Origin of the sequence: Streptomyces sp. SBT349 (genome assembly GCF_001083795.1) — a bacterium.
In the GTDB taxonomy this organism is placed as follows: domain Bacteria; phylum Actinomycetota; class Actinomycetes; order Streptomycetales; family Streptomycetaceae; genus Streptomyces.
The window spans coordinates 1-12,566 of the sequence record NZ_LAVK01000225.1 but is presented as its reverse complement, the minus strand read 5'-3'; the positions used below and the strand labels follow the sequence as shown (position 1 = coordinate 12,566).

Genomic DNA, 12,566 nt, shown 5'->3' with positions numbered 1-12,566 from the left:
GCGTCAGATGTGTATAAGAACCAGGTCGCTCCCGGGACGGTCGGGGCGGGGCCCGGCTCGGGCGCGGGTGGCGCCTCGGCCAGGGACGTTCCATACCGGGCGGTCAGGGCGCGGCACGCCTCGCGCAGCGGTTCGGCGATGTGTTCGGTGAGGACGCCGAGGCCCTCGACGGGGAGCGGCGGGTCGGCCCGCATGTCCTCGATGAGCAGGCGCCCGCCGCTGACCTGGGCGAGGACATCCAGGCGCGCGCCGTCGGCCAGCACGAGGCCGACGCTGAACCAGGGCGGCAGCGCGCCGGTGCCGTCCGGCGCGCGGGCGGCGGACCCGTGCCCCCGTGGCTCCCACCGGGCCGGGGCCGGCGGCGGGGAGTCGGGCGTCTGACCGCCGGACGCTGGTCCGTCCGGCTGACAGCCGCCCGGAAAGCCCGAAAAGCTACTCTTCACCACGGAGGCAACGTAGACCGAAGGCCCCGGCCCCGCGGCGCGGCACGGCCCGGTCCCGACGGACAGCACCCCGACAGCTCACTCCCGCAAGGTGCGCTTCAGTGCGATGCTGAAGTATCCGTCCGGACTCGGCGGTAGAAGGAGCTCGTGCATGCTTCGGATTGCGGTTGTCGGTTCCGGGCCGAGCGGTGTCTACACCGCTCAGGCCGTGCTCGATCAGCAGGAGGCGCTCGGGGTCCCCGTGTCGGTGGACGTCCTGGACCGGCTTCCCTGCCCCTACGGACTGGTGCGCTACGGGGTCGCGCCGGACCACGAGAAGATCAAGTCGCTCCAGTCCACCCTGCGCCTCGTGCTCGAACGGCCCGGGGTGCGCTTCCTGGGCAACGTCCCGGTCGGCGAGGGCGGCGTCGCGCCGCTGGAGCTGCGCTCGATGTACCACGCCGTCGTGTACTGCGTGGGCGCCGCCCGCGACCGGCGGCTCGGCATCCCGGGCGAGGACCTGGCGGGCAGCTACTCGGCGACCGACTTCGTCTCCTGGTACAGCGCCCACCCGGACGCCGTGAGCCACGCCTTCCCGCTCGGCGGCCACGCCGCCGTGGTGATCGGGGTGGGGAACGTGGCGGTGGACGTCGCCCGCATCCTGGCGCGCGGCGCCGACGAGCTGCGGGCCACGGACATGCCGCAGGGGCCGCTGGACGCGCTGGCGGTCAGCGAGGTGCGCGAGGTCCACATGGTGGGGCGGCGCGGGCCCTCGCACGCCAAGTTCACCACCAAGGAGCTGCGCGAGCTGGGCACGCTGCCCGGCGCGGACGTGGTGGTGCACGAGGACGAACTCGCGGCCGACCCCGGCTACGCCGACCCCTCGGCGCTGTCCAGCGCGGCCCGGCGGAACGTGGCGGCGCTGCGCGGCTGGGCGCACGCGCCCGCCGGGCCGCGGGACCGCCGCATCCACCTGCGCTTCTTCCTGAGGCCCGCGGAGATCCTGGACGACGGGCGGGGCGCGGTGCGGGGCGTGCGGTTCGAACGGACGGCGCTCGACGCGGACGGGCGCGTGGTGGGGACCGGGGAATTCACGGAGATCGAGGCCCAGCTGGTGCTCCGCTCGGTCGGGTACCGCGGCGTCGAGCTGCCGGGACTGCCGTTCGACCCGGCGACCGGGACGGTGCCGCACGACCAGGGGCGGGTGCTGCGCGAGGGCGTTCCGTCGCCGGGCGAGTACGTGGCGGGCTGGATCAAGCGCGGGCCGACCGGGGTCATCGGCACGAACCGCTCGTGCGGCAAGGAGACGGCGCGTGCGGTCCTGGCGGACGCGGACGCGCTGGGGCGCAGGCCGGTGGTGGAGGCGGATCCGCTGGACGCCCTGCGGGGTGCGGGTCTGGCGCCGGTCGAGTGGCCGGGGTGGCTGGGCATCGAGGAGGCGGAGACGGCGCTCGGGCGCACGCTCTCCAGGGGCACGGTGAAGATCGCGGACTGGGCCGGGCTGCTGGAGGCCGCGCGCCGCGGCTGAACGGGCGGCGCGGCTGAACGGGCGGCGCGGCCGGCAGGGCCGCTGAGCAGGGAGGGAAGGCTGCGTCCGGCCCCGTTGTCAGTGGTGGGGTGCACACTGACCGCGTCAGTGACGACGAGGTCGGCGGAGGTGGTCGGTGATGTCCGAGGTGCTCTTGGCGGTCGGGACGCGGAAGGGGCTGTTCCTGGCGCGGCGGGAGGTGGGGCGCCGCGCCGCCGGGGAGTGGGAGTTCGAGGGGCCGCACTTCGCGGCGCAGGCGGTGTACGCGGTGGCCGTCGACCGGAGGCGGCCCGGCGGGCCCCGGCTGCTGGTCGGCGCGGACAGCTCGCACTGGGGCCCCTCCGTGTTCCACTCGGACGATCTGGGGGTCACCTGGCGGGAGCCGGGCCGGGCCGCGGTGCGCTTCCCCGAGGGCACGGGCACGTCCCTGGAGCGGGTCTGGCAGCTGACCCCGGCCGGGGAGGACGAGCCGGACGTGGTGTACGCGGGGACGGAGCCGGGCGCGCTGTTCCGCTCGGCGGACGGCGGCGAGTCGTTCGAGCTGGTGCGGACGCTGTGGGACCACCCGACGCGGGAGCGGTGGGAGCCGGGCGGCGGCGGGCTCGGCCTGCACACGGTGCTGACGGGCGCGAGCGGCCCCGAGGAGGTCATGGTGGCGGTCTCCACCGGCGGGGTGTACCGGACGCGGGACGCCGGGAAGAGCTGGTTCCCGTCCAACCAGGGCGTCGAGGTGGTCTTCCAGCCGGAGCGCTTCCCCGAGTTCGGCCAGTGCGTGCACAAGGTGGCCAGGGACCCGGTCCGGCGGGACCGGCTCTTCCTCCAGAACCACTGGGGCGTGTACCGCAGCGATGACGGCGGGGGGTCGTGGACGTCGATAGGCGCGGGACTGCCCTCCGACTTCGGGTTCCCGGTGGCGACGCACCCACGGCGCTCCGGGGTGGCCTACGTCTTCCCGCTCAACGCGGACGCGGACCGCGTGCCGGCCGGACGGAGGTGCCGCGTCTACCGGACGCCGGACGCCGGGGAGAGCTGGGAGGAGCTGAGGACGGGGCTGCCCGACGCCCCGCACTACGGCACGGTGCTGCGGGACGCCCTGTGCACGGACGACGCGGACCCGGCGGGCGTCTACTTCGGGAACAGGAACGGCGAGGTGTTCGCCAGCGCCGACGACGGCGACAGCTGGCGGCTGCTCGCGTCCCACCTCCCGGACGTGCTGTGCGTGCGGGCGGTGGTGATCGGCTGACGGAAGGGGGATCTTCGGCGACCCGCCGGACCCGGGAGGGAAGGGGCCAGTAGGGTGACGGACCGTGGCAGCACGACCGTTGAACGAAATCGTCGAGCCGGGCTGGGCCGTTGCCCTGGCCCCGGTGGCAGACCGGATCACCGCCATGGGCGGGTTCCTCAGGGCAGAGATCGCCGCGGGGCGTACCTACCTCCCGGCGGGTCCGAGCGTGTTGAGGGCGTTTCAGCAGCCCTTCGAGGAGGTGCGGGTGCTGATCGCCGGTCAGGACCCCTACCCCACCCCGGGGCACGCCGTGGGCCTGAGCTTCTCGGTGGCTCCGGAGGTCAGACCCCTGCCCGGCAGTCTGGAGAACATCTTCCGTGAGCTGAACACCGACCTGGGGCTGCCGCGTCCGGCCACCGGGGACCTGACGCCGTGGACGGACCAGGGGGTCCTCCTGCTCAACCGCGCGCTGACCACCGCGCCGCGCCGCCCCGCCGCGCACCGGGGGAAGGGCTGGGAGGAGGTCACCGAGCAGGCGATCCGGGCCCTGGTCGCGCGGCAAAAGCCGCTGGTGGCGATCCTGTGGGGCCGGGACGCGCGGGGCCTGCGGCCGATGCTCGGCGCCGTTCCCTCGGTGGAGTCCGCGCACCCCTCCCCCATGTCGGCCGACCGGGGGTTCTTCGGCTCGCGCCCCTTCAGCCGGGCCAACGCGCTGCTGGAGGAGCAGGGCGCGGCCCCGGTGGACTGGAAGCTGCCGTGACGCCGCCGCCCGGGGCGCGGGCGGGCTGGGTGCTCGGCGTGGACTCGGGCGGTTCCGGGCTGCGGATCGCGCTGGGGCGTGCCGGTGGCGAGGGGGGCGTGCGGGCGCACGGCGCGGTGGTGGAACGGGAGCCGGTGCGCACCGGGGCCTCCGGCATCGACGCCGGGCATCTGCTGGCGCTGCTGGTCCCCGCGGCCCGTTCGCTGCTGGCGGGGGCGGGCGCCGACCGGGTCGACGCCGTCTGCGTGGGGGCGGCCGGAATGGCCAGTCTGGGTGGGCAGTTGCGCGCCGACCTGCCGGGGGCGCTGGCCGACGAGCTGGGTGCGCGGCGGGTCGCGCTGGCCGCCGACGCGGTGACCGGGTACGCCGGGGCGCTCGGCGAGCGCCCCGGCGCGGTGGTGGCGGCCGGGACCGGGATGATCGCGCTGGGCACCGATCTGCGCGGCTGGCGCCGCGCGGATGGCTGGGGTCATCTGCTGGGCGACTGCGGAGGCGGCGCCTGGATCGGCCGGGCCGGGCTCGAGGCGGCGCTGCGCGCGCACGACGGGCGCGCGGGGGGCTCGGACGCGCTCCTGGCGCGCGCGGTCGCGGAGTTCGGGCCGGTGGCCGGGCTGCCGGGGCGGCTGTATCCGCGCACCGACCGGCCGGCCGTGCTGGCGGCGTTCGCGCCCGAGGTGGCGGCGTGTGCCGCCGGGGACCCCGCCGACCGGGTCGCCGCGGCGATCCTGCGACAGGCCGCGCGGGAGATCGCCGCCACGGCGGCGGCGGCCTGCCCGCCCGGGGCGGGAGGCGAGGTGGCGCTCACCGGCGGGCTGTTCCGGATGGGGGAGCCGCTGCTCGCCCCGGTGCGGGAGGAGTTGGCCCGCGCCCTGCCGGACGCGGCGGTCGTCCCCGCGGCGGGCGGTCCGCTCGACGGCGCGCTGCTCATCGGTGGCGGCCTCACCCGGGACGCCCTGCGCCTCCCGGTCGACGCGGCGCTGCTCCACCTCGCAGGCGATCCGCTGTGAAGAACCCGAGGTAAAAAGCGAGGGCGAGGTCGTCACACGGACGCGCGGGATAAATCCGGACAGACTCGGACGGCGTCCCCCCGGGCGAACAGCCAAGCACATCAAGGCATTAACATGCGGCGACATGAGCTCCTCCACTGGCCCCTCGTCCGGCCTCCCCGTACGTATGCCACGCCCCCGCCAGCCCGGACGCCATCGCCGCCCGGAGCCGGTGACCGCGCCGGAGGGCGCGCCCGCGCTGGTGCTCGCCGTACCCGGTCTTCCCTCGGTGGAGAACCGTCGGCTGGCCGAGGAGGTGGTGAGTATCGCGCGCTCCGAGTTGCCGGGGCTCGACGCCCGGATCGGCTTCGTGGAGAGCGGCGACGCGGAGTTCCCCTCGCTGCGGGAGGTGCTCGCCCAGGCCGCCGCGGAGGAGGCCAGGGACGAGGAGGCCGCCGAGGGCGAGGGGGAGGCGCTGGCCTGGCCCGCGCCGGTCGTGGTGCCGCTGCTGGCCGGCCCGGACAGCTCCAACCAGCGGGTGATACGGCAGGCCGTGCTCGACAGCGGAACGGGGGCCGCCCTGACGGATGTGCTCGGCCCGCACCCGCTGCTGGCCGAGGCCGTCCATGTGCGGCTCTCCGAGGCGGGCCTGGCCCGCGCGGACCGCGCCCGGTTGTTCACCGTGGCCACCGCCGCGGACGGCATCGTGCTGGTCACGGTGGGCGGCGAGGAGGCCGTGCAGGCGGCGGGGATCACCGGCATGCTGCTCTCGGCGCGGCTGGCCGTGCCGGTGCTGGCGGCGGCCCTGGACCTGGACGGTTCGGTGGCGGCCACGGCCGAGCGGCTGACCGAGGCGGGCTCCCAGCAGCTGGCGCTCGCGCCCTGCCTGATCGGCCCCGAGATCGCGGACGGCCTGCTGGTCGCGGGCGCCAAGGAGGCGGGCTGCCCGGCGGCCGAGCCGCTGGGCGCGTACCCGGCCGTGGGCAGGCTGGTCCTCTCCGCCTACATGGCCGAGGTCGGGATCACCCCGGACCGCCCCTCGCAGGGCAGCCCCGTCCGCTGACAGCCATCCCCGCCCCCGTCGCCACGGGCGTCAGTCGCACAGCGCGTGGTCGATCAGGGCGCGGGTCGCGTCGTTCTGCTCGGCCTGGCGGTCGTCCAGGGACATGGTGAAGACGGCGGCCGAGGCCGCCGCGCCGCCGTCCCCGGTCACCCCGGCCTCCGAGATGGTGCCGAACGAGGTGCCTCCGTGGAACCACAGGCCCTCGCCGTCCCCGCACCGCGGCGCCCAGGCGATGCCCATGCCGTAGCCGGTGCCGGGACCGTAGAAGTCCTCGGCGGGCACGGTGGACTTCATCGCGGCGAGCTGTTCCGGCTCCAGCAGGGTGCCGTCCATCAGCGCCCTGAGGAAGGTGTTCATGTCGGTGGCGGTGCTGATGATGGCGCCGTCCGCCTCCGGGCTCACGGAGAGCGTGGTGTCGGTGAGCTCCTCGTGGCCGGGGAAGCGCAGGTAGGCGGTGGCGGTCGGCCGGGGCACGTAGGCGGAGGTGCCCGGCGTCAGGGTGTGGTCCAGGCCCAGCGGCTCGATGACGCGCTCGTGCACCTGCTGTTCCCAGGTGGTGCCGGTGGCCCTCTCGATGATCATGCCGGCCAGCACGTAGTTGGTGTTGGAGTAGCCCCAACGGGTCTCGCCCGCCGGGTCGTTCCGGTCGGGCAGCCACCGGGGCGGCCGGCTCAGGGCCAGGGCCAGGGCCTCCTCGTCGCTGGTGGCCGTGAAGCGGCCCTCCCGGTACGCCTCGGGGGTCAGGTCCTCGGGGTCGCCGAACTGCACGTCGGTGTAGTTGGCCAGGCCACTGGTCTGCCGGAGCAGGTTGGTCAGGGTGATGCGGCTCCCGTCGTTGCCGTTGCCGGTGACCAGGCCGGGCAGCCACTCCTCGACCGTGTCGCCGAGGCCGAGCGTCCCCTCGGCGACGAGCTGGAGGGCGACGACGGCGGTGAACGTCTTGGTGTCGCTGCCGACGCGGTAGTAGGAGCCGTGCGGGACGGGCCGGTCGTCGCCGAGGTCGGCCACCCCGGCGCGGGCCCGGTCGCGGTTCCCCCCGGCGTCCTCCGTCTCCGCGAGCACCCCGGTCGCCCCCGTGGCCTGGACCGCCCTCGCGTCGCGCCGCAGCTGCTCCGCCGCGGCGCCCGCGCCCGTGCCGTCGCGGCGCGCCAGGCGGGGTGTGCGGGGCGGCGCGTGTCACGGTGAGGGGCATCCGGTCGGTCGGTGAAGGTGGTGTCATGAAATCGGTCTCCCCTGGTTTCCGCGGACGGCGGCGCGGCATGGCGGAGCGGCTGCCCCCGGGGCAGTACCCCACCGAGGGGTGGCCCGTTCTCTCGGCGGGTCCCACGCCCGCGGTGCAGAAGGACACCTGGGAGTTCGCCCTGACCACGGAGAAGGGCGAGGAGCGGCGCTGGTCCTGGGACCAGATGATGGACCTTCCGCAGCAGGAGCCGGTGGCCGACATCCACTGTGTGACCCGCTGGTCGAAGTTCGACACGCGGTGGCGCGGCGTCTCGATGGACACCTTCTTCGAGGAGGTCGAACCGGACGCCGGGTACGCCATGTTCGAGTCGTACGGCGGCTACACCACCAACGTCCCGGTGGCGGATCTGCGCGAAGGGCAGGCGTGGCTCGTCCACACCTACGACGGTTATCCGCTGGCCCCCGAGCACGGTGGTCCCGCGCGCATGCTCATTCCGCACCTGTACTTCTGGAAGTCCGCCAAGTGGGTGCGGGGCGTGCGGCTCATGCCTCAGGACCAGCTCGGCTTCTGGGAGCAGATGGGCTACCACGCCTATGGCGACCCCTGGCGCGAGCAGCGCGTCAGGGGCGACTGACGTGGCGGTCCCCTGGCGGCCGGCACTCCTGGTGAGCCGGGGGCGCCCCTCGGCGACCTCGGTGACCCTGATGTTCTCCGTGCCCGGCTGGCCGGGGCACCAGGCGGGCCAGCACGTCGATGTGCGGCTGACCGCGGAGGACGGCTATCAGGCGGTGCGCAGCTATTCGCTGGCCGCGCCCGCCGACGGGGAACGCGTCGAGATCGGCATCAGGCCGACCCCGGGCGGGGAGGTCTCGCCGTATCTGAGCGACGACCTGCCCGACGGGGCGTCCGTCGAGGTGCGCGGGCCGCTGGGCGGCTGGTTCGTCTGGCGCCCCGAGCAGGAGGGGCCCGTGCTGCTGGCCGCCGGGGGTTCGGGGATCGCGCCGCTGATGGCGATGGTGCGGGCCAGGCGCGCGGCGGGCTCGCCCGCCCCCTTCCGCCTGGTGTACTCCGTCAGGGAGCCCGAGGAGCTGTGGTACCGGGACGAGCTGTCGGGTCCCGCGGCGGCGGCCGGGGGCCTGACGACGCGCATCGTCTACACGCGCCGCTCCGAGCCGGGCGACGAACGCCGGCCGGGCCGGGTCGCCGCCTCGGACCTGGAGGACGCGCTGTTCGGTCCTTCCGCCGGGCCGACCTGTTATGTGTGCGGGCCGACGGCCTTTGTCGAGCACACCGCCAACCTCCTGGTCGCCGCGGGCCACCCGCCCGAGCACGTGCGGACCGAACGTTTCGGATGATTGGGTATTCCCGTGGCCACTTCCCCCAGCCCCTTCCCCCTCCACCAGGACGGCAACTGCCTGGCGGGGCCGCTCTCGGAGATCTTCGCCCTCGATCTCACCGCCGCCAGGCGACGCTGCCCGTCCTGCCTGGTCGACGCCCCGCTCGCGGCGCTCCACGTGTTCGGGCCCGAGCCGGGCATCACCGCGCGCTGCCCGGGGTGCTCGGGCATCGCGCTGCGGATGGTGCGGCACCCCGAGCGCACCTGGCTGGAACTGGGAACGCCTGACGGCCCGTTCCGCATCCCGACCCCCGGCAGGTGAGGCGGACGGCCGAGGCGGCGGGCGGGGCGCCCCCGCCGTCGCCGACATCTGCCGCCGCCTGGACGGGATTCCGCTGGCCCTGGAGCTGGCGGCCCGGCGGGTGCGGGTGCTCGGCGTGGCGGAGCTGGCGCTGCGGCTCGGCGACCGGCTCGGCCTGCTCACCGGCGGGCGCAGGGACGCGCCGGCCAGGCAGCGCACGCTGCGGGCCGTGATCGACTGGAGCTGGGAGCTGCTGACCGCCGCCGAGGGGGCGGTGCTGCGGCGGCTCGCCGTCCACGCCGACGGCTGCACGCTGGAACGCCGCGGAGGCCACCTGCTCGGGCTGGGGCGTGAGGCCCTCCGAGGTGCTGGACCTGCTGGCCAGGCTGGTGGACCGCTCGCTCGTCACGGTCGTGCACGGGGGGCCGCGGTACCGCCTGCTGGAATCGGTCGCCCTCTACGGGGCGGAACGGCTCGCCGCCGCGGGCGAGGCGCGGGCGGTGCGGCGCGCGCACGCGGAGTGGTACCTCGCCCTGGCCGAGGAGGCCGACGGGCGGCTGCGCGGCCCCGGCCAGCTGGAGTGGCTGCGGCGGCTCGACGCCGAGGCCGCCAATGTCCGCGCGGCGCTCGACGGCGCGGTGGCCGCGGGGGCCGTCGCCCTCGCCGCCCGGCTGGTGTCGGCCATGAGCTGGTACTGGGTGCTGCGCGGACGGCTGGGCGAGGCCGGGCGGGCCCTGGCCCGCGGCGCCGGAGCGGGCTGCTGGAACGGGCCCGCCAGCTGGCCGTGGAGCAGGGGGACCGGCCCGCCCAGGAGTCCGCGGAGATCGGCCTCGCGCTGGCCGCCCGCCGCCGGGGCGAACTGGCGCTCGCCGAACGGTATCCGCGCGGGTGGCTGGAGTGGAACCGGCAGCTGGACGGCGAGTTCGGCACGGCGCTGATCCTCGCGGAGCTGGGGTTCATCGCGGAGCTCCGCGGCGACGCGGCGGGCGCGGAGGCGCTGCATCGGGAGGGCCTGGCGGCGGCGCGCGCGACGGGCGATCCGCGGGCGGTGGCGCTGGCGCGGGAGGGGCTGGCCGGGGCCCGCGCCCTGGCGGGGCGGCACGCCGAGGCGGTCCGCCTGCTGAGCGCGGCGGCCGGGGCGCGGGCCGCGGTGGGCGCCGTCCTGCCGCCGGCCGAGCGGGAGGACGTGCCCCGCGTCGCCGCGGCGCCCCGCCGCGCCCTGGGCGACGAGGAGTTCGCCGAGCAGTGGGAGCGCGGGGGCGCGGCGGAGGGGGCGGTCGGAACCGTTCCCGCCCGACCGCGGGGATGACTCGGCGGGGGTGCGGCCGCGCGTTGCACGAGAAGGCGGGCATGCCGGCGCCGGGTAGCGGAGGCGTGCGGGTCGGCTCAGCCGCCGTGACGGGGCCCGGAGAGGAAGGTGACGGTGATGCCGCCGGCGAGCAGCGCGAGGAGCAGGACGGGCGGTCGGCCGTCCGGGGCGAAGCCGCCGACGGCGATCCCGGCGAGTCCCGCCGCGAACGCGACCACGCCGAGGACGAGCAGCACGGGCGCCCACCGCCCGGCGACTCCGGCGCCGGTGGGCAGCCGGCGCAGCGGGCGCTCCGCCCACATCACGGCCACGGTCAGCGGGGCGAGGACGGCCGCGAGCACCGCGACCCAGGCGGCCCGCAGGGCGAGCCACGTGCCGGAGCCGATGGTGGGCTGCGGCGCGAGGCCCGCCGGGTAGAGCGTCAGGGCGAGCAGGATCACGGGCGACATGTGCCAGAGGTAGACGGTGAGGACCGCGCTGTTCAGGCGCCCGATGCGCCGCAGCCTGGCGGGCCGTTCCAGGCGGGGCGCGAGCAGCGGCTCGACCGTCAGGAGCAGCCCGATCTGCGCGGCGGCGAGGGAGAGCAGCGCGATGGTGGGCGGCGAGGAGTTGTCCACCCCGTTGCCGGCGCCGATCATGTCCACCGGGAACGGGCCGAACGACAGGAGCGGCACCAGGAGCGCGAGGCCGAGGACGGCCAGGACGGATGCGCGCCACCGCGGGCGCACCAGCCGCCCGTCCTGCCAGGCGAACCCCCACTGGTGCATCGCGCCCCAGGCCAGCAGGTAGTTGGCGAAGCCGACGACCGGCCAGCCGGGGCCGAGCACCGCGATGTCCACGGCGGCGACCAGCGCGGCCATGGCGGTGGGCACCGCGAGCCCCCACCGTCGGTGCGCCGCGTGCAAGGCCGGGGTGAGCAGGATCAGCAGCAGGTAGATGGGCAGGAACCACAGGTGCAGCGCGACGAACCACGCCCCGCGGTCGAGTTCCGCGGTGGGGGCGCCGGCCAGGCGGGCGACGGTGACGCCGAGCATCGCCACCACGACATAGACGCCGGTGGGCCACATCAGCGCCGTCGCCCGGGTGCCGACCCAGGCGTGCCAGCTCTCGCCGCGGCGGTGGTGGGCCGTCCAGGAGACGGCGTTCACGTAGCCGCCGACGGTGAAGAAGACGGGCATGACCTGGAGAACGAGCGTGACCCAGCGGCCCCAGTCGACGAGGTCGAGGGAGTCGCGGCCCCCGAGGCGGCCGTCCCGGTAGGTGATGTTGGTCAGCAGCCAGTGGCCGGTGACCACGGCGCCGATGGCGCAGACCCGGAGCAGATCCGCGTAGTGGTTGCGGCCGGGCCGGTGCGTCGCGGGGGCGTCGTTCACCCGCTCAGCGTCGGGGGCCCCGCCCCGGACGCCCGGGGGGCGCGCCGTCCGCCGGCCGCGGGTGGTCCGGATGGGGGCGTGGGCGCCGTGCCCGCCCCGTCCGCATTCGCTCCGTCAACAGGGAACAGATCAGGGAATATCCGATAGGCCCGGACCGAAGTTCCGGCGCTTTCGCGTCTTCCTTGCGAAGGTCTTCGAGGTTATTCTCGAATTGATGCGTGTAGGAGCCCGACATCGTGTGTCGCGAGCCGCCCTCTGCTGACGGCTCGCCGCTGAGCCGTGCGGAAAGTGGTGTCTTTGATGGCGGAAGCATCCGAGTCGACCCTGCCCCCGACGCGTGAACGAGAGAAACGCGCGCGATTCGACTGGCACGGTTTGAAGGCCGATCTCAGGGGTGCGACGGCGGACGCCAGTATGGCGTTGGTGGCCACCGGGCTCATATTCGTCTGGCTTTACGTCAGGGTGGAGAACGGCACCTCGGCGACCACGGCGGTCATGCCGTACATGGCCGATGCGCCGACTTTCTGGATGTACTGGCTCTGTCAGGCTTTTGGCTGGTCAGGACTGCTGTGGGCGTATATCACCATCATTTTCGGACTGATGCGTTCCGGGCCTCGCCCGCGGTGGGAACGGCTGCCTGCCGCCCGACTGGAGAAATGGCACAGGACGACGAGCCTGACCACGATCGGGCTGATGTTCATGCACGCTTTCTTCTTCTTCACCGACCAGATTCGGTCCAATCAGGAAAGCTGGTCGTGGGCGCGGAGCACCGTCATCGCGTTCAAGGATTCCTTCGTCCCCGGTGGATATGCGACGGGCACCGGCAGGATCGCCATCCTGGTCGGCCTGCTGGCGTTCTACCTGGCGATTCCGCTGGGCCTGGCCTTTTACTTCCGGCAGGCCACGGGGGCCAGGATGTGGCGGGCTCTGCACCGTTTCATCGTGGTGGTCTACATACTCAGCGTGTGGCACACCCTCCTCTATGGGACGAATGTCTGGTATGACGGCTCGTTCAGGACGCTGGTGTGGGCGCTCCAGATGCCTTTGGCCGGGCTGCTGCCTGTCTCTTTTAAACATCTG

General features: G+C 74.8%; 13 protein-coding genes and 1 pseudogene. 11 read left to right on the top strand and 3 right to left on the bottom strand.

Annotation, left to right across the window (positions count from 1 at the left end):
- Positions 1–446: DUF6214 family protein (locus ADY01_RS39285; protein WP_234320379.1), on the bottom strand; the 446-nt coding region annotated here is incomplete at its 3' end.
- 148 nt (positions 447–594) lie between these two features.
- Here ADY01_RS39285 and ADY01_RS24015 point away from each other — a divergent pair.
- The 5 genes from ADY01_RS24015 (at position 595) to ADY01_RS23995 (ending at position 5,984) form a co-directional block, all read left to right on the top strand.
- Positions 595–1,950: an FAD-dependent oxidoreductase gene (locus ADY01_RS24015; protein ID WP_049577527.1), complete on the top strand. Its 1,356-nt coding sequence runs from the start codon at positions 595–597 to the stop codon at positions 1,948–1,950.
- Between the two features lie 139 nt (positions 1,951–2,089).
- Entirely contained in the window at positions 2,090–3,193 is a 1,104-nt protein-coding gene (locus ADY01_RS24010; RefSeq protein ID WP_049577524.1) for a WD40/YVTN/BNR-like repeat-containing protein, read from the top strand.
- 64 nt (positions 3,194–3,257) lie between these two features.
- Entirely contained in the window at positions 3,258–3,935 is a 678-nt protein-coding gene (locus tag ADY01_RS24005) for a uracil-DNA glycosylase (RefSeq protein WP_049577522.1), read from the top strand.
- On the top strand, positions 3,932–4,942 hold the full coding sequence (locus ADY01_RS24000) for an N-acetylglucosamine kinase (RefSeq protein ID WP_053171147.1): 1,011 nt from the start codon (positions 3,932–3,934) through the stop codon (positions 4,940–4,942). Before ADY01_RS24005 ends, ADY01_RS24000 begins: the two co-directional genes overlap by 4 nt.
- A gap of 124 nt (positions 4,943–5,066) precedes the next feature.
- Positions 5,067–5,984, top strand: a complete 918-nt coding sequence (locus tag ADY01_RS23995; protein WP_078900554.1) for a hypothetical protein — start codon at positions 5,067–5,069, stop codon at positions 5,982–5,984.
- Between the two features lie 30 nt (positions 5,985–6,014).
- Here ADY01_RS23995 and ADY01_RS23990 read toward each other — a convergent pair whose 3' ends face one another.
- Entirely contained in the window at positions 6,015–7,046 is a 1,032-nt protein-coding gene (locus ADY01_RS23990) for a serine hydrolase domain-containing protein (RefSeq protein ID WP_234320378.1), read from the bottom strand.
- Positions 7,047–7,201: 155 nt separating this feature from the next.
- Here ADY01_RS23990 and ADY01_RS23985 point away from each other — a divergent pair, with 155 nt between their 5' ends.
- The 5 genes and pseudogenes from ADY01_RS23985 (at position 7,202) to ADY01_RS41890 (ending at position 10,113) form a co-directional block, all read left to right on the top strand.
- On the top strand, positions 7,202–7,801 hold the full coding sequence (locus ADY01_RS23985) for a molybdopterin-dependent oxidoreductase (RefSeq protein ID WP_049577514.1): 600 nt from the start codon (positions 7,202–7,204) through the stop codon (positions 7,799–7,801).
- Positions 7,761–8,522, top strand: coding sequence for a ferredoxin reductase (locus tag ADY01_RS23980; protein ID WP_049577510.1), 762 nt, complete (start codon positions 7,761–7,763; stop codon positions 8,520–8,522). Before ADY01_RS23985 ends, ADY01_RS23980 begins: the two co-directional genes overlap by 41 nt.
- Before the next feature lie 12 nt (positions 8,523–8,534).
- A complete protein-coding gene (locus ADY01_RS23975) occupies positions 8,535–8,825 on the top strand; it encodes a DUF6510 family protein (protein WP_049577508.1) in 291 nt (96 codons plus the stop codon).
- Positions 8,791–9,544, top strand: a pseudogene (locus tag ADY01_RS41895) (ATP-binding protein); the annotation flags it as partial. The gene ADY01_RS23975 and the pseudogene ADY01_RS41895, both read left to right, overlap by 35 nt.
- Before the next feature lie 44 nt (positions 9,545–9,588).
- The gene (locus ADY01_RS41890; RefSeq protein ID WP_420715741.1) at positions 9,589–10,113 is read left to right on the top strand and encodes a hypothetical protein; all 525 of its coding nucleotides are present in this window, start codon (positions 9,589–9,591) and stop codon (positions 10,111–10,113) included.
- A gap of 77 nt (positions 10,114–10,190) precedes the next feature.
- Here the strand turns inward: ADY01_RS41890 and ADY01_RS23965 are convergent, their stop codons facing one another.
- Positions 10,191–11,486, bottom strand: a complete 1,296-nt coding sequence (locus tag ADY01_RS23965) for an acyltransferase family protein (protein ID WP_049577501.1) — start codon at positions 11,484–11,486, stop codon at positions 10,191–10,193.
- A gap of 300 nt (positions 11,487–11,786) precedes the next feature.
- On the opposite strand from ADY01_RS23965, the gene ADY01_RS23960 reads away from it, so the two are divergent.
- Positions 11,787–12,566, top strand: a 780-nt coding sequence (locus ADY01_RS23960; protein WP_107081805.1) for a ferric reductase-like transmembrane domain-containing protein, incomplete at its 3' end; no start/stop codon positions are given.

Bases quoted from the DNA above. Each gene is read 5' to 3' on its own strand.
- ADY01_RS24015 (WP_049577527.1), top strand. From the start codon at position 595: ATGCTTCGGATTGCGGTTGTCGGTTCCGGGCCGAGCGGTGTCTACACC.
- ADY01_RS24010 (WP_049577524.1), top strand. From the start codon at position 2,090: ATGTCCGAGGTGCTCTTGGCGGTCGGGACGCGGAAGGGGCTGTTCCTG.
- ADY01_RS23995 (WP_078900554.1), top strand. From the start codon at position 5,067: ATGAGCTCCTCCACTGGCCCCTCGTCCGGCCTCCCCGTACGTATGCCA.
- ADY01_RS23985 (WP_049577514.1), top strand. From the start codon at position 7,202: ATGAAATCGGTCTCCCCTGGTTTCCGCGGACGGCGGCGCGGCATGGCG.
- ADY01_RS23980 (WP_049577510.1), top strand. From the start codon at position 7,761: ATGGCGACCCCTGGCGCGAGCAGCGCGTCAGGGGCGACTGACGTGGCG.